Origin of the sequence: Roseovarius pacificus, from assembly GCF_900142665.1 — a bacterium.
GTDB classification, from domain to species: domain Bacteria; phylum Pseudomonadota; class Alphaproteobacteria; order Rhodobacterales; family Rhodobacteraceae; genus Roseovarius; species Roseovarius pacificus.
In genome coordinates, this window is sequence record NZ_FRBR01000004.1 from 139278 (window position 1) to 161216 (window position 21939).

A 21939-nucleotide genomic window follows, 5' to 3' on the forward strand; every position below is an offset into this window, starting at 1 on the left:
CGGACATGATCGAATTGCGCAGTTCACTGCTGGACTGGATCGTGCATCGGCGCGGGCTGCGCCGGTGGCGGCGGGCCGCTCGTGGGGCATCCACCATGCCGCTCTCGACATTGCGCACCGAACGCGCCCGCGCGCGCCAGTTGCGCCATTCGCTGAACGATCTGATCTCGGTGGCCGACAATCGCCTTGCGCTGCCGATGATCGGCTCCAACGCCTTTCCCAAACCGCACGGCACCGACTGGTCATGGCGCCCGGCGCTCTGGCGCGAACCGCTGGCCCGGCCCGGCAGGTCGTCGGTGCAAAGCAAATCCATGCTGGGCGACGAGATCACGCTGTTCCACGATTGCCAGCATTCCGAACTGACCCTGCGCCAGCTTCGCAACAATCGCGAGGCCGACCTCGCGCCATACGGCCTGCGCATGGACGTGTTCAGTTTCGACGGCTCGTTCCTGTCGCTGGTGCTCAACCTGCCCGATGAGGCGGTGCAGGGGCTGCAACGGCGTCACCTGATCCGCATGAACACGATCATCGAAATGGAAAAGCCGCTGGAAATCTTCGTGCGCCTGAACATCAGGCACGGCCCGAACACCGAACAGATCGTGCGCGAACTGCCCCTGCACGAAGACGATATCATGGTCGAATTCGATCTCGCCTATTCCAACCTCAACGAAAAACGGATCGAACGGGCGTGGATCGACCTGATCTTCGAAAACCCGGAAATGAGCCAGCTGATCCTGCGCGACGTGACTTTCTGCCGCCACCCGCGCGCCGACCTCTGACGGAGCATGACAGTATGAGTGACCTGACACTAACCAAGACCCGCCTGTTCGAAGGGGTGTGGGAAGGCGTGCTGACCCGCGAAGGCGACGGGAATTACCAGCCCGAGATCGAGGTGACCCACCTGCAACAAACCATCCCCGGCGTCGAGGTGACGGAAAAACCCGGTCAGGACGGATGGGTGATCCGCGTGCCCATTCCGGCAGACCTGATCGCCGACGGGGTGCAGACATTCCTGATTCGCGACAGGAAAACCGGCGACGCGCTCAACAGCTTCGCCTTGCTGTCGGGCGACGCGCTCAGCTACGATATCCGGGCCGAAATGACCCTCCTGCGCGAAGAGCTCGACATGCTCAAACGCGCCTTCCGCCGTCATTGTCTGGAGACGATGTAGGAATACGCTCGAAAGGAAGGCGGGGCAGACATCTGGCAGCCCCGTCCACTCACCCCCCCTTGGGCAGCTTCACGATGGCCGGATCGCTGTCGGGCGCCAGTTCCTCGAAATCGAAATTGTCCAGCCGCCGGGCGCGTTTGCCTGCCTTGTCGGCGGAAATCTTGATGTCGCTGATATCCTTGGCCGCCTGGTTGAAATGCCGGTCAAGGTTCTCCACCCGCGTGCCCAGGCGATCCACATCGGCAAACAGCAGGCCCAGTTCGCGCCGGATCGCCCCCGCCTGTTCGCGCATCCGCGCATCTTTCAGGATCGCGCGCATCGTGTTCAGCGTGGCCATGCAGGTGGTGGGCGACACGATCCAGACCCGTTTCTCGAACCCTTCGCGCACCAGTTCGGGGAAATTGGCGTGTAATTCGGCATAGACGGCCTCGGAGGGCAGGAACATCAGCGCGCCATCGGCGGTTTCCCCGTCCAGAATGTATTTCTCGCCGATATCCCTGATATGCTTGCGTACAGATGTCCGCAGGAACTTGGCCGCCTCGTTCAGTTCCCAGTCGGTTGCGGCATTGCGCAGCGCTTCATAGGCTTCCAGCGGGAACTTGCTGTCGATGCAGATCGGCCCCGGCGGGTTGGGCAGGTGGATCAGGCAATCGGCACGCCGCCCGTTCGACAGGGTCGCCTGCAAACTGTAGCTGTCCGAGGGCAGCGCCTTGGACACGATATCGGTCAGCTGGATTTCCCCGAACGCCCCGCGTGTCTGTTTGTTGCTGAGGATATCCTGCAACGACAGCACGTCGCCCGACAGCTTGGTGATGTTTTCCTGCGCCTTGTCGATGGCGGTCAGCCGTTGCTGCAATTCGCCCAGGGATTGCGCCGTGCGCCGGGCCGAGCCTTGCAGGTTTTCGGTCATCTGCCCCGACACCTGCGCCAGCCGCTTTTCCATCAGTTGCAGCATGTTGGCCTGCGCCGCCGCCTGTGCCTCGGAAACGTGGTTCAGCCCGCCCGCCAACTGGTGCTGTCCGTCGCTCAGGGTCTGCACGCTCTGGCCCAACTGTGTGACCTGCTGCGCCAGCGGTTCGGTCATCCGGGCCGAGCGTCCGGCGGCACGAACGGCCATGATCAGCAACACCAGCACCAGCAGCAAAAGCGCCGCCCCCACGAGCGCGGCAATCACGACGGGATCATCGAAGGCATAGCTATTCTCGCCGATCTGGATCATGTGCGTCCGAACAGCCGCTCGATATCGGCCAGCTTGAGTTCAACATAGGTGGGCCGCCCGTGGTTGCACTGGCCCGAAAGCGGGGTCGCCTCCATCTCGCGCAAAAGCGCGTTCATCTCGTCGGCCTGCAAACGCCGCCCGGTGCGCACCGAGCCATGACAGGCCACACGGCTCAGGATCGCCTCGATCCGCGCCTTTACGGTGGTGCTGTCGCCCTGATCGGCCAGTTCGTCGAGGATGTCCAGCACCATCGCCCGCGCGTCGCATTGCCCGAGGATCGCCGGGGTTTCGCGCACCGCCACGGCCCCGCCGCCGAAGGGTTCGATCACCAGCCCGAGGCGCGCCAGATCGTCGGCCAGCTCCAGCAGGCGCGCGGCGTCGCCCTCGGACAGGTCCACGATGTCCGGGATCAACAGCGCCTGCGAGGCGACGCCGTTTTCGGCCATCTGCCGTTTCAGCTTTTCATAAACCAGCCGTTCATGCGCCGCATGGGCATCGACGATGACCATGCCATCGCGGGTTTGCGCCACGATGTAGTTTTCATGCAGATGCGCCCGCGCCGCGCCCAATGGCAGGTCTTGCGGGGCGGTTTCCTCCGGCTGCGGCTGCGGTTCGGCAACCGGCTCCACACGGGCGCTGTAATCGCCCGCCATCTCGGCAAAGCCCGGCGCCTGCGCCCGATAGGCCGCCGCCCGCGCCTGCGCCGAAGGGCGGTCCATCTGATAGACTCGCGCCGGTCCCGCCGGTTCGGGCCGCATCGCGCCCAGTGTCGCCCCCGCCACGGTGGTCGAGGCCCGGTGCCCCGCCTCGGCCAGCGCATGGCGCAGCCCCGACACGATCAGCCCGCGCGCCACGCCGGGATCGCGGAAACGCACCTCGGATTTGGCCGGATGCACGTTCACATCGACCAGCGTCGGGTCGCAGTCGATGAACAGCGCCGCCGCCGGGTGCCTGTCGCGGCTGAGAACGTCCATATAGGCCGCGCGCAGGGCGCCGATCATCATCTTGTCACGCACCGGGCGGCCATTGACGAACAAGTATTGCGCCACGCCGGAGCCGCGCGAATAGGTGGGCAGGGCGGCATAGCCCGTCATGTGCAGCCCGTCGCGCTCGGCGTCGATCTTCAGCGCGTTATCGGCGAATTCCGCACCCAGGATGCGCGCCAGCCGCCCGTGCAGCGCGTCGAACAGATCGCCGGTTTCGGCATCCGCGCGGAAGGTCACGCGCCCCTCGCCCCCGCCCGATACGTCGCGCAGGGTGAAGGCGACGAAAGGCTCGGCCATGGCCAGCCGCTTGACGATATCGGTGATCGCCTGCGCCTCGGCCCGGTCGGTGCGCATGAATTTCAGCCGCGCGGGCGTGGCATAGAACAGATCGCGCAGGGTAACGGTGGTTCCGCCGTTCAGCGCCGCGGGTTTCACCTTGCCCATCTGCCCGCCGCTGACGCCGATCTCTGCGGCCTCTTCGCCTTCGGCGCGCGAAATGATCGTCAGCCGCCCCACCGCGCCAAGGCTGGGCAGGGCCTCGCCCCGGAAGCCGAAGGTGTGGATGTTGAGCAGGTCCGAGCCGTCGATCTTCGAGGTCGCATGACGCGACAGCGCCAGCGGCAGATCGCCAGGCGCAATCCCGCAGCCGTCGTCGCTGACCCGGATCAGGGTCTTGCCCCCGTCGGCATAGGCCACCTCGATGCGCCGCGCCCCCGCATCCAGCGCGTTTTCCACCAGTTCCTTGACCGCCGAGGCCGGACGCTCCACAACTTCGCCCGCCGCGATACGATTGATCGCGGCATCGTCAAGCTGTCGGATAACGGGCCTGGTCTGGCTTATATTGGGGCTTGGTGTGTTCATTCCCCAATACCTAGCATGAGTCGCGCCGATTCTGCCAGATCGCGATTGCGCATGGTATACGCATTAATGAAAGAAATCCGCCCGTATGGGTTGGCATGAATTTACATTCCATTATCTGAATTCAAATGGATTTTGAAAGGGGATACAATGTTTACACGCACAAGCCCGTCCACAGGGCCGGCCTCACCCACCGTCACCGGGTTTCACGACCCGGCCACCGGCTCGATCCAGTATGTCGCGGTCGATGAAGCCACGAAAAAGGCCGCGCTGATCGACGTGGTGCTGGATTTCGATCCCGCATCGGGCCGCAGCTCGACCGAAAGCGCGCAGGAGATCGTCGATTTCGTCCGTCAGCAAGGGCTGAGCGTGGAATGGATTCTCGACACCCACCCCCATGCCGATCACATGATGGCCTCGGCCTGGCTCAGCGAACAGCTTGGCGCGCCCGCCGCCATCGGGGCACGGGTGCGCGATATCGCCAAGCTCTGGAGGAAGATCTACAATACCCCCGGCGCCTTCGATCCCGACCGTGATTTCGACCGTCTGTTCGAAGATGGGGAAACCTTCAGGCTGGGCGATCTGGATGTGCGTGTGATGCTGTCTCCGGGCCATACGCTCGGCTCCGTCACCTATGTCGTGGGCGATGACGCTGCATTCGTGCATGACACGTTCATGCATGTCGATGTGGGCACATCGCGCGCCGATTTCCCCGGCGGCTCGTCGTCCGAACTGTACGACAGCCTGCAAGCCATCCTGGCCCTGCCCGACGCGACGCGCCTTTTCATCGGCCATGATTACCCGCCCGTCGGAGATCGGACCGAACCCGCCTGGGAGGCCACGGTGGCCGATCACCGCGCCAACAACCCGCATGTGGGCGGCGGGGCCAGTCGCGAAGAGTTCATGAAAATCCGCGATACACGCGATGCCACGCTCGGGCTGCCCGACCGGATGCTGTATGCGCTTCAGGTGAACCTGCGCGGCGGTCGCCTCCCCGAGGCCGAGAATGACGGGAACAGCTATTTCAAGATCCCCGCAAACCGATTCTGAACACCCCCGAAAAAAAACAAAGGAAACGCGATGAAAACCGAAACCGTAGGCACTGCCGAATTCCAGACCTGGACCGTCGAAGAGGTGGCCGAAGCCTGGGCAAAGAACCAGGTCGTCCTGATCGACGTGCGCACCCCGCAGGAATACATGTTCGAACATATCGAGGGCGCGCTCCTGCTGCCCCTGCCGTTCTTCAACGCCCATAAACTGCCGGGTCAGAAGGACAAGCAGATCATCTTCCACTGCGGGTCCGGCGTGCGGTCGGAAAAGGTGGCCCGTGCCGCCATCGACGCCGGACTCGAAAAGATCGCCCATATGGAGGGCGGCTTCGCCGCATGGAAGCAGGCCCAGAAGCCCTATATCGGTACCAACATGGCCACCGGCGCACCGTCGCGCGTGAACGACTGACCCCGCCGCGACCGGCTGTAAAACGTGAAAAAGCCCGGACAAACTGTCCGGGCTTTCCCTTTTTCTGCTCTTGCGGAGTGTCCCTGTCTTACGACTTGGAGAACTCCGGATAGGCTTCCATGCCCAGTTCGGCCATGTCCAGACCGTTGATTTCGGTCTCTTCGTCCACCCGCAGGCCCATCACGGCCTTGATGATAAGCCACAGCACCAGGCTGGCCGCAAAGGTGAACACACCGTAGGCAATGATGCCCATCAGCTGCGTACCGAGGCTGGCGTCGCCGTTGTAGAAGACCACGGCGATGGTGCCCCAGATGCCTGCGAACAGGTGCACAGGGATCGCGCCGACCACGTCGTCGATCTTGAACTTGTCCAGCATCGGCACGGCGAACACCACGATCACACCGCCCACGGCGCCGATCCACAGCGCACCGAACAGGGTGGGCGCCAGAGGTTCCGCCGTGATCGACACCAGACCTGCCAGCGCGCCGTTCAGAACCATCGTCAGGTCGGGCTTCTTGTACAGGACCTGCGTCAGGATCAGAGCGGCAACAGAGCCCGCCGCAGCGGCCATGTTGGTGTTGGCAAAGATGCGCGACACATCCGAAACGTCGCCCACGGTGCCCATTGCCAGTTGCGAGCCGCCATTGAAGCCGAACCAGCCCAGCCACAGGATGAACGTGCCGAGCGTGGCCAGTGCCAGGTTCGAACCCGGAATCGGGTGCACCTTGCCGTCCTTGCCATACTTGCCAAGGCGCGGGCCCAGCACGATGGCGCCAGCCAGAGCGGCCCAGCCCCCCACCGAGTGCACGACGGTCGAACCGGCGAAGTCCGAGAAACCGGCCTCGGACAGCCAGCCGCCGCCCCACTGCCAGGAGCCCGAGATCGGGTACATGACGCCGGTCAGCAGGATCACAAAGATCAGGAACGGCCACAGCTTGATACGTTCGGCCAGAGCGCCCGACACGATCGAGGCGGTCGCGGCGACAAACACCAGCTGGAAGAAGAAATCAGACCCGATCGAGGCATAATCCAGCGCCGCGTCAGCCGCCGGTACGCCCACAGGGTCCAGCACGGTCTGCGAGAAGAACGGACCGACCCAGCCCGCGATGGTCCACCCGTCGCCGGGATACATCAGGTTGAAACCGATCAGCCAGTACATGATCGCGGCCAGCGAATAGAGCGCGATGTTCTTGGTCATCTGCATCGTGACGTTCTTCGATCGCACGAGCCCGCCTTCCAGCATCGCAAAGCCCGCCGCCATGAAGAAGACGAGGAAACCCGCCATGCAGAACAGCAGTGTCGTCATGATGTAGGGGCCGATCTCGTCGAACCCCGGTGCGGCCTCTGCCGCGTCCTGCGCCAGCGCCAGCGACGGCAGGGCGATCAGCGCCCCGGCGGCCAGACCGGTTTTCATAAAGCGTTTCATGTCCATAATCCTTTCCCCCTCGCGTCTCAAAGCGCGTCTTCGTTTGTTTCGCCGGTGCGCACGCGCATGGCCTGTTGGATGTCGAGAACGAAAATCTTGCCGTCGCCGATCTTGCCGGTGCGGGCGGTGCTGGTGATCGTGTCGACCACCTGATCGGCCATCGAGGCCGACACAGCGATTTCGAGTTTGATCTTGGGTACGAAGTTCACGGCGTATTCCGCGCCGCGATAGATTTCCGTGTGTCCCGACTGTGAGCCGAAGCCCTTGATTTCCGTCACCATCATTCCGCGCACACCGATTTCGGTCAGCGCCTCGCGGACCTCCTCCAGTTTGAACGGTTTGATTGTCGCAATGATGAGTTTCACTGGTGTCCCTTTCGGTTTATGTCACCCTGTGCGGTTTGCACCCGCAGCAAAGGCGCTGGATGCCGAGTCTGGAAGGTGACAGGCCCTGAAAGGGGTGGATTTGAAGGGGTGATTGATTAAAAAGTGTGCGCAAAGGTGTAATTGCACAAAAAATAACCAATCAAATAAGCGGGCAGACAGGCATTGCAGGGGTCAACTTTTGCCACGCGGCATTATAGAATGGCGAAAACCGAAGGGTCCCGGGCAGGACAAGCATGAGCAATTCAGGTCGTAAGAAACCCCGCCTCGTGGCGGACAAGCGCTATTCCGCGCCGAAAAAGAAACCTGCACGGAAAACCGGCAAACCGGCCCGGCGCAAACCGGCTGCGCGCAAGGCACCCGTCCGCAGGGGCCTGTTGTCTCTGCCGATGCGCTTGATCGGCTGGGGGCTCCGGCTGGTCTGGCGAATCGGCTGGCGCGTCGGTGCGGTGATGGCCCTGATCGTGGCTGTGGCCGTGGCCTATACCTATGCCACCCTGCCATCGGTCGACGATCTTCTGGACGGCCGTTCGCGCGGGTCGGTCACGCTTCTGGATCGCAACGGCGACGTGTTCGCCTGGCGCGGCGATCAGTTCGGCGGCGTCGTCACCACCGAGACCGTCAGCCCGGCCCTGAAAAATGCCGTCGTCGCGACCGAGGACAAACGATTCTACTATCACCCCGGCGTCGATCCCATCGGGATCGCCAGCGCCATCCGCATCAACCTGCGCGAAGGGCGCGGCCCGTTGCAGGGGCATGGCGGCTCGACCATCACGCAGCAGACGGCGAAACTGCTGTGCCTCGGCGTGGCATACGACAAGACCCAGTGGGAGTCCGAGGCCGACTACGTGGCCGACTGCCGCCGCACCTCGCTGGCGCGCAAGGCAAAGGAGGCGGTGTTCGCCCTGGCGATGGAGGCCAAGTATTCCAAGGACGAAATCCTGTCGGTCTACCTCAACCGCGCCTATCTGGGCGGCGGGGCCTACGGGGCCGAGGCCGCCGCGCAGCGCTATTTCGGCAAGGGCGCGGGCAAGCTGAACGTGGCCGAAGGCGCGATGCTGGCCGGCCTGCTGACCGCCCCCTCCACGCTGGCTCCCACCGCCAATCTCGAACGCTCGCAGAACCGCGCCAGCGTCGTGGTGCGCCTGATGAAGGAACAGGGCTATATCTCCTCGACCGATGCCGCCACGGCCCTGGCCAACCCCGCCGTACTGTCCGATGCCGCCGAGAAGCAGGCGGGCGGCTATTTCGCCGATTGGGTCATGTCCTCGGGGCCCGAATTTTTCACCCGCGACACCACCGAAGACGTGATCATCAAGACCACACTCGATCAGCGCATGCAGAAAGCCACCGAGGACGCGCTGAAATACATCTTCGAAAACAAGGTTCGCGAAGGCTCCAAGGCGCAGGCGGCGATTGTCGTCATGTCCGCTGACGGGGCGGTGCGCGCCATGGTGGGCGGGCGCAAAACCAGGGTGCGCGGCGCCTTCAACCGCGCCACGCAGGCCAAGCGCCAGACCGGCTCGGCCTTCAAGCCCTTCGTTTACGCCACGGCGCTGGAACTGGGCTATACGCCCAACTCCACCGTGGTCGACGAACCCTTCTGTCTCAATGTGCCCGGCTCGAGCCGCTGGTGCCCGGAAAACTATACGCGCAAGCATTATGGCCGCGTCACTCTGACCGAGGCGCTCAGGAATTCGCTCAACATTCCCGCCGTCAAGGTCTCGGAAAGCGTCGGTCGCGAACTGGTGCGTAAGGTGGCCGGCGATTTCGGCATCGAAAGCGATCTGGCCGCCGGCCCGGCGCTGGCTCTCGGGACGTCGGAATCGACCCTGATCGAGATGACAGGGGCTTATGCGGGCATCCTCAACGGCGGGTCCTCGGTCACGCCCTACGGGCTGATGGAGCTGCGCCTTCTGGGCGATGACGAGCCGCTGATGGGCACCGGCGGCGGCATCGGCGAGCGGGTGATTCAGGAAAAGGCCGCCCGCGAACTGACCTGGATGATGTATCAGGTGGTCAATGGCGGCACCGGCAGCCGTGCCAAACTGCCGGATCGCGAGGCCGCCGGTAAAACCGGCACCACGCAGGCCGCGCGCGATGCGTGGTTCCTGGGCTTCACCGCCGATTACGTGGCGGGCGTGTGGATGGGCTATGACGACAACACGCCGCTGACCGGCGTCACCGGGAGCGGGTTGCCCGCCGAGATCTGGCACGAAACCATGATGCGGGTGCATGAAGGGATCGAACCGCGCCCCCTGCCCATGCTGCGCCCCGAACCCGCGCCCGCACCGCGCCGCGAGCAGCCCCGCAACGCCCCGCGCCAGCAACGCAATCAGGGCAACCCGATTGAAAACATCCTGCGCGGCATCCTCGGCATGGGGAACTGACACGCCGTCGATTTATCGGCCATCAGCCGGAAACAGCGCTCGGGTTACGTGGCGAAGGCATCCCGGATCGCCTCGCACATCGCCTCGCAGACGGGCCCCCTTGCTCCGCTTGCCGTCTGCAAGACCAGATATGTCGCATGGCGTATCCTGAGGCCCTCGAGGGGGTGAAAGGCCTCCGGGTCTTCGGATACGCTCAGCAGGCCCGCCGCGATCCCGGCCTGTACGGCGGCGCGAACGCCGGTCGCGCTCTCGCTCGTGAAGACGATTTGATATCGCCTGCCCGCGTCATCCAGCCCGGACAAGGCAAGGTCGCGCCACCAACAGTCGTGATCGAAAACGGCAATGGGAAGAATGTCCGATGTCGAGACATCGTGATCCCGTCCGCACATCCAGACAAGGTGATCCTGCCGGAGAATTATATCGTCTTTCCCCGGCTCGGGCACCTCATAAACCGCGAGGTCGAGCGCGCCGGACCTGAGCGCAGCCGCAAATTCCGATCCCAGGGCACAATGAACCTCCAGTTCGACATCGGGATGCAAGGCCGCAAAGGACGATATGATATTGGCCAGATCGGACCGGTCGTGATCGTCGGGCATTCCGATCCGCAGCTTGCCTTTCAGCCCCCCGCCGCGAAGCTCCGAAAGCGTCGTGTCGAGAGACTGGATGACATGCCTTGCCACCGGGTGCAGCTTTTCTCCCGCCGGGGTCAGGGAAACGCCCCGGCCATGACGACGAAACAGCGGCTGTCCGATCACGTCTTCCAACTGCCTGATCTGAAGACTGGCCGCAGATTGCGACCGTCCGATGCGTCCGGCCCCGCCGGTCACGCTCCCGGCGTCATGGATGGCCAGAAACGTGCGCAGGTGGTCACTGTTGATATGTGTCATGGTATTTGTATTTCCAATGCCTGAATTTAAAACTACTCGTTTCTCAAATACCTGTCGAGGCGCTATCCCTTGTTCTTCAGGAACAGGAGGCCGTCATGTCGGTTTCGGACATTATTCGGAAGACCAGGCCAGATGTCAGACATGTCTATGTATTGTTGGGCGCGCTGCTCGTCGGGCTGGTCTTCTGGCAGCCCGGTCTCGTGCTGGAGGCCGCGCGGTTCGTCGTGCTCGGCATGACCCACGTCACGCCAATCGTCATTCCGGGCATCGTCCTCGCCGCCTGGATCACCGCCAGCGGCGTAAGCGATCAGGTGGCCGCGGTGTTCCATGGCCGGACCTTGCAGACGGTCGTCGGCGCCACACTCCTCGGCGCCTTGCTTCCGGTTTGCGGCGTGACGGTCTTGCCGCTCATGGCCGGGCTTCTTGCTGCAAGGGTTCCGCTGGCCCCCGTCATGGCGTTCTGGCTGGCCTCGCCGATCACGGGACCGGCGATGTTGTCGGCGACGGTCGCGACCCTGGGATGGGAATTTGCCATCGGCAAGGCGTTGGCGGCCATCGGGTTGGGTTTGTTCGGCGGTGGCATGACCGCGCTGGTCGCCACGTGCGATTGGGCCCAATCCCCCTTGCGCTCGAACCGAATCGTCGGATCGCTTGGCGGGCAATGCGGCGTCGGCTGTCGGGACACGCGGGGGTTCGATCCGCGCATCTGGCGCGACCCGGCCCGCCGTATGCGGTTTGTCCGGGAAAGCTGGTCGATCACACGCCTGATCTTGCTGGTTCTCACGCCCGCATTCGCGGCGGAATACTTTCTGAACGCATGGCTCGAACCGAATGCCGTCGCGGCATATGCAGGCCGCGACAGCGCCTTTGCGGTTCCTTTGGCGGTCATCGTCGGCGGGCCTGCCTATATCGACGGATATGCGGCGCTTCCGCTGACGCGCGCTTTGCTCGACCATGGCATGTCAACTGGCGCGGCGATGGCCTTTCTGGTCTCCGGCGGTGTCGTCAGTATCTGGGGCGCAATGGCGATTTTCCCGGTGCTGAGGATCAAGCCGTTCCTCCTTTACCTCGGATTGGCCGCGGTCGGGTCGATGGTTTCGGGGTGGGCATTCGGAGCGTTCTACTGACCTCGGGAAACGGCGTGTGTCCTGTGCCGCTTAAACGTGTCAAGGCGGGCGCGTCGCCGTCATGGGCCGGGCTTGGACTCCCGCCCTCGTTCCGGCTTGTCCGTTGCGCTGTTCTTGGCTGTTGGTTTGGGTGACATGGGCGCTCCTTGCGGATGAATGCCAACACCCTGCCGTCAGCAGGTTAACTTCGGCTTAATCGCGGGCGCGCCGCTTCATTTGCGTCCATCATGGATGCCAAACCTGAAATGGACGCGGAGTTTCGTACAAAACCCGCGTCCACTTCGTACAAAACGTACGAAACTCAGCCCGCTTGGCGCAGGTCCTGAATCAGGGCGTCGATATTGCCCTGACGGCGATCCAGCATCGCGCCGATCTCGGTGCGCTCCGACAGGCGCAGGCTGACACCTTCGATCACCATGTCGAAAAACAGATCGCGCCCCGACCGGTCGGACACCAGGAAAAGCACGTCGAACGGCGCCTGACCGCGCAGGTGAACGGTGGATTTCACCTCGTGCCAGGATTTGACCTGGCGCACACCCTGCACCTCGATCCGCCCGCCGACGAACTCATTGAAACGCTTGCCATATTTCCGGGCGATATAGCCCTGGAAGGCATCGACGAACGCCCGCATCTGCGCCGTACTGACCCGCCGCGAATCCGCCCCGAGGGTCGAACGTGCAATGATGTTCACATCCGCGTACCGGCTGAAAATCCGCTCGAAGTCGCTGATCATCGAACTCAGCGCCTTGCCCGATCCGATGACTCTGTTTATGTCCCCGACAACCTTGTCGACAAGGGCCTTCGCCCCCGCATCCGTCAAAGCCAGCGCCGGCCGGGCCACCGTCACTCCCGCAACGGCCACCCCGGTTTTCAGAAAAAGACGTCTCGAAAAATCACTCATCATAGGGGTCCTCATATGGATCGCTGTAGGGATCATCATACGGATCGAGATATGCACCGCCACCCGCGCTGTCACCACCCAGTTCAAATCGGCGGTTTTGCAGGTATAGCGACCGCGCCTGCGCATAACTGTCGGCGCTTTCGTACAGGATCGAATCGATGGCGTCGGAATACCGTCCGCGGTCGCTGAGTTTCGCCGATACCGAAGCGACGGTCCCGAGGTAGTTCTCAGGCGACTCCAACGCGTAGCTCAGCGGGTTGGTGAACAGATCCACCACCTTGCCCCATGTGGAGCGCTCGGTCGCAGGGCCCAGCACCGGCAATTCCAGATAGCCGCCCTCGGGAACACCCCAGACATAAAGCGTCTCACCAAAGTCGGTATCCGTCGGCTCGGGCATGCCCATCTCGGTGGCGGGATCAAAGAAACCGCCCAGGCCAACGGTGGAGTTGACGAGGAAGCGATAAGTGTCTTCCGTCGCGCCTTTTCCGTTGCCTTGCAGGATGTTGTTCACGACGGACGCGGGCAGGGACAGGTTGAACGCAAACCGCCCGATCAGGGTTTCAATGTCGTCGGGCAGGAAGTTACTGTACCCTTTCCCGGCAGGGCGGATTATGGCCCTGTCCAGCGAGCGGTTGAACTCGTGGACCTTGCGGTTCTGCTTTTCATAGGGATCGAAAGGCTCGGTAGGCGGGTGCCCCGGCCCGGGAGTGGCACAGGCACCAACAATGGTGGCCATTACCAGAGCGGCAACGGGGCGGGATAGCGGAAATAGGAGTTTACGCAGCGCAGCAGACAAATGACTAACCAGGTTGAATAGTTCGTAAGGCGTTAAATAGACTATCACAGCAGGCTGCCCAGAAGGAGAGATGAGAGTTCTTTCTGTTGTGGCAGAATGGCGACAATTTCAGACGCCCGGATTGGCAGAAATACGCTGATCTGTCGTGTCAATGGCGGTGGCGTTTCGGCGGGTCCGCCATTGCTCTCCCGGTCAACCGACGCAAACGGGATGCGCAGCGGCGTCTTTTTGATTTCATTCGGCTGCGGCAGCCGCTAGCGTCCCGGCAATTCCCGAAGGTTGAGGAGACGTGACATGGGACAATTTGAAACCAGACTTGCCGAACTTGGAGTCAGCCTGCCCGAGGCCCCGGCCCCGGCGGCGAATTATGTGCCGTATGTTCAGGTGGGGGACACGCTGTACGTCTCGGGCCAGATTTCCAAAGGGGATGACGGGCTTATCACCGGCAAACTGGGCGATGACATGGACACCCCTGCCGGGGCAGAGGCCGCCAGGGTTTGCGCGATTGCGCTGCTGGCACAGGTCAAAGCGGCCTGCGGCGGTGATCTGGACCGGCTGCAACGGGTGGTCAAGCTGACAGGTTTCGTCAATTCGACTGCCGATTTCGTTGAGCAGCCACAGGTTATTAACGGGGCGTCTGATTTTCTGGGCGAAGCGCTTGGAGATACGGGGAAACATTCGCGTTCGGCAGTATCTGCGGCGTCCCTGCCTTTTGGTGTTGCCGTTGAAATAGATGGAGTTTTTCAGATCAAATGATCCCTCTGCCCGATGCGTTCCGACGCGTGCCCCTGGCCCACCGTGCGCTGCATGACATCGAGGATGGGCGACCGGAAAATTCACGCGCCGCGATCCGTGCCGCGATGAAGGCGGGGTATGGAATCGAGATTGATTTGCAACTCTCTTCGGACGGGCGGGCAATGGTTTTCCATGACTATGACCTTGGTCGTCTGACGGGGGTGAAAGGCCCGGTTCAACAGCGTAGCGCGTCCGATCTGGGCCAGATCGGCCTGAAGGGCGGTGATGAAGGCATTCCGACATTCGCCGAGGTGTTGGAAATCGTTGGCGGGCGGGTGCCGCTTTTGGTCGAACTCAAGGATCAGCATGGCCAGATGGGGCAGGGCGATCGCCGACTGGAAACTGCCGTGGCGCGCGATGTTGCGGGATATGGCGGGCCACTGGCGCTGATGTCTTTCAACCCGCATTCAGTGGCGGCCCTGCGCGAGTTGGCGCCTGCTGTGCCGCGCGGTCTGACGACGTGCGGATATCGGCGTATGAACTGGCCCTTGCTGAAATCCGGGGTGAGGGAACATCTGCGTGCGATACCCGATTTCGACCGTGCCGGAGCCGTGTTTATCAGTCATGATTCCAAGGATCTGAACAACCCGCGGGTTGCCGATTTGCGCGCTGAAGGGGTTGCGATCCTGTGCTGGACGATCCGGTCGCGCCAGGCCGAAAGAGATGCGCGTTCGCGGGCCGATAATGTCACGTTCGAGGGATATCTGCCGGACGTGCCGTCTTGATCCAGGTGGTCTTGGCCACAGATAGGGGATAGGCCACGGGGGCGAAAAGAATGGCGGCGCAGGACGTTACGATCAGTATTCACGATAGCCTGTCGCAAATTGATGCGGCGGAGTGGGACGCCTGCGCCTGTCCCGAGGCCGTTGAAGGGGCGCGCCCGGACGATCCTTTCACAACCTACCGGTTTCTGAAAGCGCTGGAGGATAGCGGTTCGGTCGGGGAGGGGACGGGGTGGCATCCCTACTACATGCGCGCCGAAGAGGATGGGCAAGCCATTGCTTTTGCACCGCTTTTCCTGAAGTCGCATAGTCAGGGCGAGTATATTTTCGACCATAATTGGGCACATGCCTATGAACGGGCCGGGGGGCGCTATTATCCCAAGCTTCAGATTGCCGTACCCTTTACCCCGGTGACGGGGCGGCGGTTTCTGACGCGGCCGGGATATGAGGAAACGGGCCGCGCGGCATTGCTGCAAGGGGCCATTCAAGTTGCTGAAAACAATGGAATTTCATCGCTGCACACCACGTTTTGCACCGCAGGGGAATGGCAGGCGGGAGAGGCGATGGGGCTGCTGTCGCGCAAGACGCAGCAATATCACTGGATCAATCATGGCTATCGCCATTTTGAGGATTTTCTTGCCTCGCTGAGTTCGCGCAAGCGCAAATCCATCCGCAAGGAGCGGCGTGTTGCGCAGGAATTCGGCGGTGAAATCAAACAGTTGACCGGAGATCAGATCCAACCGCATCACTGGGACGCGATATGGACCTTCTATCAGGATACGGGCGCGCGGAAATGGGGATCGCCCTATCTGACGCGGGCATTTTTCGATAGTGTTCACAATGAGTTACGCGATGATGTGCTGTTGGTACTGGCCGAGCGTGACGGGCATCCGGTTGCCGGGGCAATGAACCTGGTCGGACGTTCGGCGCTTTATGGCCGATATTGGGGCTGCATCGAGCATCACCCCTGCCTGCATTTCGAGCTATGTTATTATCAGGCAATGGATTTTTCGATAGAGCATGGCCTGAACCGCGTCGAGGCCGGGGCGCAGGGGGAGCACAAGCTGGCGCGGGGGTATATGCCGACGCTGACCCATTCGCTGCACTGGATTGCCGATCCGGGATTCAGGGAGGCGGTTGCCCGATACCTCGAGGCCGAGCAGGTTGCGGTGGACGAAGATATTGAAATCCTTACGAGTTTTGGCCCGTTTCGGAAAACACAAGTGGAGGATCACCAGTGACCGAGAAACTCAGCGATACGGCGCGCGACACCACGCTCGAACCTTTGCTCGATGCGGGGTGGGTCTTGGACGAGTCGCGTGATGCGATTAAAAAGTCCTATAAATTCAAAGACTTCACCGAGGCGTTCGGTTTCATGACGCGAGCGGCGCTATGGGCGGAGAAATGGAACCATCACCCGGAATGGTCCAATGTTTACAACACGGTAGAGGTGACCCTGACCACCCATGACGTGGACGGGCTGAGCGCGCTGGATGTCAAGCTGGCCCGCAAGATGGACGGGCTGTCCGGGGCCGGCTGAGTTTTGTACGAAACGTACGAAGTGTACGCGGGTTTTGTACGAAAATCGGGGGGTATTGGAAAATTTGCGTCCATGATGGGCGCAAACGCCCCGAAGAACGATGCTCCGGCGGCCCGTTTGGCCGCCGGACATCCGATGTCATCGCGTTTGCCGGATCAGATCGCGGCCAGCAGGGATTCGCCTGCCGAGACTTCGCAGGCGCCGGGATTTTCCTCCTGGTGGAGAACGGTCACTTTGCCGTCCTCGACCAGCATGGCGTAGCGTTTGGAGCGTGCCACCAGCCCGGCGGGCGGGGCGCTGAACTCCATACCGATCGCCCTGGTAAAACTTGATTCAGGATCTCCGAGCATGGTGATCCCCGCGTTCGTTGCACCGGTTGCGTCGCCCCAGGCCCCCATCACGAAAGGATCGTTCACGGAAATGCAGATGATCTCGTCCACGCCCTTGGCGTCGAACTGATCCTTGGTGCGCGTGAAGCTGGGCACATGGGATGAATGGCAGGTCGGTGTATAGGCGCCCGGAACGGCGAAGATCACGACCTTGCGGCCCTTGATCTTGTCCGCCAGCGCGACCTCCTCGGGGCCGTCCGCCCCCAGATGGAGAAGCGTTGCGTCGGGCAGTGTGTCGCCTTTGGAAATGGTCATGGTCGGTCCCTGTCTATCAATTGCGTTTCCAGTAGGGGTAGATATAGGTTCGACGCCGAGGCGTGACCATGGATAAGCAGGAGATTTCATATGGCGGGTGTCGTCGTGATCGGGGCCGGGCAGGCCGGAGCGTCCTGTGTGGCGAAGCTGCGCAGCCTTGGATATGAGGGTGCGATCACCCTGATCGGGGAAGAGCCGGTACCGCCCTATCAGCGCCCGCCGCTGTCCAAGAAATACCTGCTGGGCGAGATGGAGCTTGAACGCCTGTTCCTGCGCCCCGAAAGCTTTTACGGCGAGAACGGGATCGACCTGCACCTGAACGAGACCGTCACGGCCATCGACCGCGCCGACAAGGTGGTGATCGCGGGGGGCAGGCAGATTGCCTATGACGATCTGGTGCTGACCACCGGATCGGTGCCCCGTCGCCTGCCGGGGGCGATTGGCGGCGAGTTGCAGGGTGTCTATGTGGTGCGCGATCTCAAGGACGTGGACAGCATGGCGCCTGAATTCGAAGAGGGCCGTCATGTGCTGATTGTCGGCGGCGGTTATATCGGGCTGGAGGCGGCGGCAGTGGCGGCCTCGAAGGGGCTGAAGGTGACTTTGCTGGAAATGGCCGAACGTATCCTGAAACGGGTCGCGGCGAAGGAGACGTCGGATTACTTCCGGGCGCTGCATGGCAAGCACGGGGTGGATATCCGCGAGGGCGTCGGGCTGGACACGCTCACGGGCGAGGGCCGGGTCAGCGGTGCGCGGCTGAGCGATGGCAGCGCGCTGGACGTGGATTTCGTGATCGTCGGGGTGGGAATCTCCCCCGCGACGGCGCTGGCCGAGGCGGCGGGGCTGGAGATCGAGAACGGTATCAGGGTCGATGAACAGGGCCGCAGCAGCGATCCCCATATCTGGGCGGCGGGCGATTGCGCATCCTTCCCGTGGAACGGGCAGCGCCACCGGCTGGAAAGCGTGCCCAATGCCATCGATATGGCCGAATGCGTGGCCGAAAATATCATGGGCGCGGGCAAGACCTATGTGCCGCAGCCCTGGTTCTGGTCGGATCAGTATGACGTCAAGTTGCAGATCGCCGGGCTGAACGCGGGCTATGATCGGATCGTCACGCGGCAGGGCGAGGATGAGGGGCATGTCTCGTTCTGGTATTACAAGGGCGATCAATTGCTGGCGGTGGACGCGATGAACGAGCCGCGCGCCTATATGGTGGGCAAGCGCCTGATCGACGCGGGCAAGAGCGCCGACCCGGATGTGGTGGCCGACCCGCAAAGCGACCTCAAGGCGCTTTTGCGCGCGTGAGGATCATCGGCGGAGAGTGCCGGGGCCGCAGGCTGGCCAGCGTGGGCAAGGGCGACGCGGGCGCGCATCTGCGCCCCACCGCCGACCGGGTGCGCGAAAGCCTGTTCAACATGCTGGCCGGGGGCTTTGGAGATCCGTGCCGGGGCGCGGTGGTGCTCGATCTGTTCGCGGGCACCGGTGCGCTGGGGCTGGAGGCGCTGTCGCGCGGGGCCGGGCGTGCGACCTTCGTGGAAAACGGGCGTGTGGCGCTGCGTCTGTTGCGGGACAATATCGGGATCTGCCGGGTCGCGGAGCGCACCCGCGTGGTGCAGCGCGATGCGCGCAAGCTGGGGGAGTGCCCCGGCGATGCGGCGACGCTGGTGTTTCTGGACCCGCCCTATGGCAGGCAGATGGGCGAGGCGGCGTTGGAGGCCGCGCTGGCGGGAGGCTGGATCGCCGAAGGCGCGCTGATCGTCTGGGAGGAAAGCGCCGGGGTCAGTGCGCCCGAGGGGCTGACCCTGCTGGACGAGCGGCGCTATGGCGATACGGTGATCCGGATTTTCGAAAACGGCTGAGTCAGGGTAATTCCACCCCTTCTTCTTGCCGAAAATATCCCAGGGGGAATCGCCGCTTGCGGCGATGGGGGGCGGCGCCCCCCCTTATCCCTTCATCAGATCCGGCAGGTCGCCGGTCAGGCCCGCCGCCTCGCGGATGAAGCCGCGGCGCAGTTTCGGGATGGCGTTGAGCGCGCCCATGCCCAGGTCACGGCCCAGCCGGAGCAGGGGATTGTCGTTTGAAAACAGTTTGTTGGTCATGTCGGTGACCATCGCCAGCGTTGCCGAGTCGAAGCGGCGCCATTGCTGGTAGCGGGCCAGGACATCCGGCGCGGCGATGTCTTCGCCGCGGTGGCGGGCCTCGTCCAGCACCTGCGCCAGCGCGGCCACGTCGCGCAGCCCGGCATTGAGGCCCTGCCCCGCGATGGGGTGCATCCCGTGCGCGGCATCGCCGATCAGCGCCAGCCGCTCGGCCACGAAGCTGTTGGCCAGCGTCAGGGTCAGCGGGTAGCTGAAGCGTTTGCCCTTCAGCCTGATCTGTCCGAGGAAATCGCCGAACCGGGGGCGCAGCACCTGCATGAAATCCTCGTCCGACAGGGCCGAGAAACGCGCGGCGGTCTCGTCGGTTTCGCTCCAGACGATGGAGCTGACATTGCCGGGCAGGGGCAGGATGGCCAGCGGGCCGGGGGGCATGAAGAACTGATGCGCCGTGCCGTGGTGGGGCAGCTCGTGTTCGATGGCGGCGACGAGGGCGGTTTGCCCATAGCCCCAGCCGGTGCGCCGGATGCCCGCGCGTTGCGCCGTGCCCGAGGCGCGCCCGTCGCTGCCCACCAGCAGGCGGGCCGAAAGGGTCTTGCCCGAGGCCAGTGTGACGGTTGCGCCCTGGGCGTCCACCTGTTGCGCGGTGACGGTATCGCGCCGTTGCGTGATGCGCGGCTCGGCCTTCATCGCCTCGAGAAAGGCGCGGCGCAGGTAGCGGTCTTCCAGCATGTAGCCCATCGGGCCTTCTTCGATCTCGGCGTGATCGAAATGCATGAAGAACGGCGAGGGGCCTTCGCCCGCGCGCCCGTCGCTGACCTTGATCTCCAGCATGGGCTGGGTGTGGTCCGACACCCGGTCCCAGATGCCGATGGCGCGCAGCAGGCGCATCGAGGACAGCGCCAGCGCATAGGCGCGCCCGTCGAAGGCGGCGTTCTTGCGGACGGTTTCGGACAGGGCGTCGATCACCGTCACGGTAAAGCCCGATTGCGCCAGGGCCAGCGCCAGTGCGGGCCCGTTCAGCCCGCCGCCGACGATCACGATATCGCTGTCATGTTCCATGCCCCGCACTATGGCGCATCGTGCGGGATTGTCCATGCGCCGCGCTGCCGTTACCGTCGCCTGCGACAAGGTTTCACGAAAGGCAGGACGAGATGAGCGAGTGGCAGAAGATGAGCGCGGCGGACCTGGGGCGCGGGATCGGCAAGGGCGAGATCGACCCGGTGGAGCTGACCGACAGTTTCCTGAATGCGATCGACACCCATCCCGACCGTGACCGGATTTACACCGTCGTGACCGCCGGGCGTGCCCGTGCCGAGGCCGCCGCCGCCGCCGAGCGCGCAAAGGCCGGGCAGTGCTTTGGCCCGCTGGACGGGGTGCCGATCAGTTGGAAAGACCTGTTCGACAGTGCCGGCGTGGCGACCGAGGCGGGCAGCAGGCTGTTGGAGGGCCGTGTGCCGGAACGGGACGCCTGGGTGCTGCGCAACGCGACGATGGCGGGGACGGTGTGCCTGGGCAAGACGCATATGAGCGAACTGGCCTTTTCGGGGCTGGGGCTGAATCCGATGACGGCGACGCCGCCTTGTGTGAACGACCCCAGGGCCGTGCCCGGCGGGTCGAGTTCGGGGGCGGCGGCCAGCGTGGCCTTTGGGCTGGCGGCCTGCGGGATCGGCAGCGATACCGGCGGCTCGGTGCGGATTCCGGCGGCGTGGAACGATCTGGTGGGGCTGAAAACCACCGCCGGGCGCGTGCCGCTGGAGGGCACGGTGCCGCTGGCGGCGAAGTTCGACACGATCGGCCCGCTGGCGCGCAGCGTGGAAGACGCGGCGCTGATGCTGGCGGTGCTGGAGGGGCGGCCCCGCGCCGCCGACCTGCGGGGGGTCAGCCTGAAAGGTGTCCGGCTGGCGGCGCTGCAAACCGTCGTGCTGGACGATATCCGCGATGCGCCGCTGGCGGGGTATCGACAGGCGGTGGACGCGCTGGAGGAGGCCGGTGCAACCGTCGAAAAGATCGACGCGCCGGAAGTGGCCGAGGCGATGCCGATGTCGGGGATTCTCTATACCGGCGAGGCCTATGGGCTGTGGCGCGACGTGATCGAGGCGGCCCCCGAAAAGATGTTCCCGGCGATTCTGGAACGGTTCCGGGGCGGGAAGGATATCAGCGCCGCCGATTACGTGGATGCGTGGCGCAGGCTGGAGGCGCTGCGGCAGGGCTGGAATGCGCGGGTGGCGGGCTATGACGCGGTGATCATGCCGACCGCCCCCAACCTGCCGCCCGATGCCGAAAAGCTGATGAGCGACGATGACTATTACGTCACCGAAAACCTGCTGACCCTGCGCAACACCCGTGTCGGCAACCTGATGGGCCTGCCCGCCGTGACCCTGCCGACGGGCATGCCGAGCTGCGGGATCATGCTCTGCGGGCAGCCGATGGGCGAAGAACGCCTGTTGCGGGTGAGCAAGGCGGCGGAGGACGTTCTGCGCGGATAACGGGATTGGGGGCGCTGCCCCCGTCGCCCTTTGGGCCTGTCCGGGGCTCCGCCC

General features: G+C 63.5%; 22 protein-coding genes. 13 read left to right on the plus strand and 9 right to left on the minus strand.

What is annotated here, in order from left to right; translation table 11 throughout:
* Positions 1 to 5: 5 nt before the first annotated feature.
* Both BUB53_RS09600 and BUB53_RS09605 read left to right on the plus strand, forming a co-directional pair.
* Positions 6 to 779, plus strand: coding sequence for a DUF6478 family protein (locus BUB53_RS09600; RefSeq protein ID WP_073034496.1), 774 nt, complete (start codon positions 6 to 8; stop codon positions 777 to 779).
* A 14-nt stretch (positions 780 to 793) separates the two neighbouring features.
* Entirely contained in the window at positions 794 to 1171 is a 378-nt protein-coding gene (locus BUB53_RS09605; RefSeq protein ID WP_073034497.1) for a hypothetical protein, read from the plus strand.
* A gap of 49 nt (positions 1172 to 1220) precedes the next feature.
* On the opposite strand, the gene BUB53_RS09610 is transcribed toward BUB53_RS09605, so the two are convergent.
* Together BUB53_RS09610 and mutL are read right to left on the minus strand one after the other, a co-directional pair.
* Positions 1221 to 2390, minus strand: a complete 1170-nt coding sequence (locus BUB53_RS09610; RefSeq protein WP_073034498.1) for a DNA recombination protein RmuC — start codon at positions 2388 to 2390, stop codon at positions 1221 to 1223.
* Positions 2387 to 4237 (minus strand): DNA mismatch repair endonuclease MutL, encoded by a 1851-nt coding sequence (gene mutL, locus BUB53_RS09615; RefSeq protein WP_073034499.1) that lies wholly within the window; start codon positions 4235 to 4237, stop codon positions 2387 to 2389. Before mutL ends, BUB53_RS09610 begins: the two co-directional genes overlap by 4 nt.
* A gap of 147 nt (positions 4238 to 4384) precedes the next feature.
* Here mutL and BUB53_RS09620 point away from each other — a divergent pair, with 147 nt between their 5' ends.
* Together BUB53_RS09620 and BUB53_RS09625 are read left to right on the plus strand one after the other, a co-directional pair.
* A complete protein-coding gene (locus tag BUB53_RS09620) occupies positions 4385 to 5284 on the plus strand; it encodes an MBL fold metallo-hydrolase (RefSeq protein WP_073034500.1) in 900 nt (299 codons plus the stop codon).
* A gap of 30 nt (positions 5285 to 5314) precedes the next feature.
* Entirely contained in the window at positions 5315 to 5692 is a 378-nt protein-coding gene (locus BUB53_RS09625) for a rhodanese-like domain-containing protein (RefSeq protein ID WP_073034501.1), read from the plus strand.
* An 88-nt stretch (positions 5693 to 5780) separates the two neighbouring features.
* On the opposite strand, the gene BUB53_RS09630 is transcribed toward BUB53_RS09625, so the two are convergent.
* Together BUB53_RS09630 and BUB53_RS09635 are read right to left on the minus strand one after the other, a co-directional pair.
* Entirely contained in the window at positions 5781 to 7124 is a 1344-nt protein-coding gene (locus BUB53_RS09630) for an ammonium transporter (protein ID WP_188744988.1), read from the minus strand.
* Between the two features lie 20 nt (positions 7125 to 7144).
* Positions 7145 to 7483, minus strand: coding sequence for a P-II family nitrogen regulator (locus BUB53_RS09635; protein WP_073034502.1), 339 nt, complete (start codon positions 7481 to 7483; stop codon positions 7145 to 7147).
* Between the two features lie 254 nt (positions 7484 to 7737).
* Here BUB53_RS09635 and BUB53_RS09640 point away from each other — a divergent pair, with 254 nt between their 5' ends.
* Positions 7738 to 9891 (plus strand): transglycosylase domain-containing protein, encoded by a 2154-nt coding sequence (locus BUB53_RS09640; RefSeq protein WP_073034503.1) that lies wholly within the window; start codon positions 7738 to 7740, stop codon positions 9889 to 9891.
* A 44-nt stretch (positions 9892 to 9935) separates the two neighbouring features.
* On the opposite strand, the gene BUB53_RS09645 is transcribed toward BUB53_RS09640, so the two are convergent.
* Complete coding sequence (locus BUB53_RS09645; RefSeq protein ID WP_073034504.1) at positions 9936 to 10778, minus strand: LysR family transcriptional regulator; 843 nt, start codon at positions 10776 to 10778, stop codon at positions 9936 to 9938.
* 95 nt (positions 10779 to 10873) lie between these two features.
* Between BUB53_RS09645 and BUB53_RS09650 the strand changes: the two genes are divergently transcribed.
* A complete protein-coding gene (locus BUB53_RS09650; RefSeq protein ID WP_073034505.1) occupies positions 10874 to 11905 on the plus strand; it encodes a permease in 1032 nt (343 codons plus the stop codon).
* 301 nt (positions 11906 to 12206) lie between these two features.
* On the opposite strand, the gene BUB53_RS09655 is transcribed toward BUB53_RS09650, so the two are convergent.
* Both BUB53_RS09655 and BUB53_RS09660 read right to left on the minus strand, forming a co-directional pair.
* On the minus strand, positions 12207 to 12809 hold the full coding sequence (locus BUB53_RS09655; RefSeq protein WP_073034506.1) for an MlaC/ttg2D family ABC transporter substrate-binding protein: 603 nt from the start codon (positions 12807 to 12809) through the stop codon (positions 12207 to 12209).
* Entirely contained in the window at positions 12799 to 13542 is a 744-nt protein-coding gene (locus BUB53_RS09660; protein ID WP_073034507.1) for an MlaA family lipoprotein, read from the minus strand. The genes BUB53_RS09655 and BUB53_RS09660 overlap by 11 nt, the downstream gene beginning before the upstream one ends.
* 354 nt (positions 13543 to 13896) lie before the next feature.
* Here BUB53_RS09660 and BUB53_RS09665 point away from each other — a divergent pair, with 354 nt between their 5' ends.
* The 4 genes from BUB53_RS09665 to BUB53_RS09680 are packed head-to-tail and all read left to right on the plus strand — an operon-like array spanning position 13897 to position 16659.
* Positions 13897 to 14358 carry a RidA family protein gene (locus BUB53_RS09665; RefSeq protein WP_073034508.1) on the plus strand — a complete coding sequence of 154 codons (462 nt, stop codon included), beginning with the start codon at positions 13897 to 13899 and terminating at the stop codon, positions 14356 to 14358.
* A complete protein-coding gene (locus BUB53_RS09670; RefSeq protein ID WP_073034509.1) occupies positions 14355 to 15122 on the plus strand; it encodes a glycerophosphodiester phosphodiesterase family protein in 768 nt (255 codons plus the stop codon). The genes BUB53_RS09665 and BUB53_RS09670 overlap by 4 nt, the downstream gene beginning before the upstream one ends.
* Positions 15123 to 15172: 50 nt before the next feature.
* Entirely contained in the window at positions 15173 to 16360 is a 1188-nt protein-coding gene (locus BUB53_RS09675) for a GNAT family N-acetyltransferase (RefSeq protein ID WP_073034510.1), read from the plus strand.
* Positions 16357 to 16659: a 4a-hydroxytetrahydrobiopterin dehydratase gene (locus BUB53_RS09680; protein ID WP_073034511.1), complete on the plus strand. Its 303-nt coding sequence runs from the start codon at positions 16357 to 16359 to the stop codon at positions 16657 to 16659. The genes BUB53_RS09675 and BUB53_RS09680 overlap by 4 nt, the downstream gene beginning before the upstream one ends.
* 155 nt (positions 16660 to 16814) lie before the next feature.
* Here the strand turns inward: BUB53_RS09680 and BUB53_RS09685 are convergent, their stop codons facing one another.
* Positions 16815 to 17303 carry a peroxiredoxin gene (locus tag BUB53_RS09685; RefSeq protein WP_073034512.1) on the minus strand — a complete coding sequence of 163 codons (489 nt, stop codon included), beginning with the start codon at positions 17301 to 17303 and terminating at the stop codon, positions 16815 to 16817.
* 90 nt (positions 17304 to 17393) lie between these two features.
* On the opposite strand from BUB53_RS09685, the gene BUB53_RS09690 reads away from it, so the two are divergent.
* On the plus strand, positions 17394 to 18605 hold the full coding sequence (locus tag BUB53_RS09690) for an NAD(P)/FAD-dependent oxidoreductase (protein ID WP_073034513.1): 1212 nt from the start codon (positions 17394 to 17396) through the stop codon (positions 18603 to 18605).
* Positions 18602 to 19159, plus strand: coding sequence for a 16S rRNA (guanine(966)-N(2))-methyltransferase RsmD (gene rsmD, locus BUB53_RS09695; protein WP_073034514.1), 558 nt, complete (start codon positions 18602 to 18604; stop codon positions 19157 to 19159). The genes BUB53_RS09690 and rsmD overlap by 4 nt, the downstream gene beginning before the upstream one ends.
* An 84-nt stretch (positions 19160 to 19243) precedes the next feature.
* Here rsmD and BUB53_RS09700 read toward each other — a convergent pair whose 3' ends face one another.
* Positions 19244 to 20494: a UbiH/UbiF/VisC/COQ6 family ubiquinone biosynthesis hydroxylase gene (locus BUB53_RS09700; RefSeq protein ID WP_073034515.1), complete on the minus strand. Its 1251-nt coding sequence runs from the start codon at positions 20492 to 20494 to the stop codon at positions 19244 to 19246.
* A 56-nt stretch (positions 20495 to 20550) separates the two neighbouring features.
* Here BUB53_RS09700 and BUB53_RS09705 point away from each other — a divergent pair, with 56 nt between their 5' ends.
* Positions 20551 to 21885: an amidase gene (locus BUB53_RS09705; RefSeq protein WP_073034516.1), complete on the plus strand. Its 1335-nt coding sequence runs from the start codon at positions 20551 to 20553 to the stop codon at positions 21883 to 21885.
* Positions 21886 to 21939 lie beyond the last annotated feature (54 nt).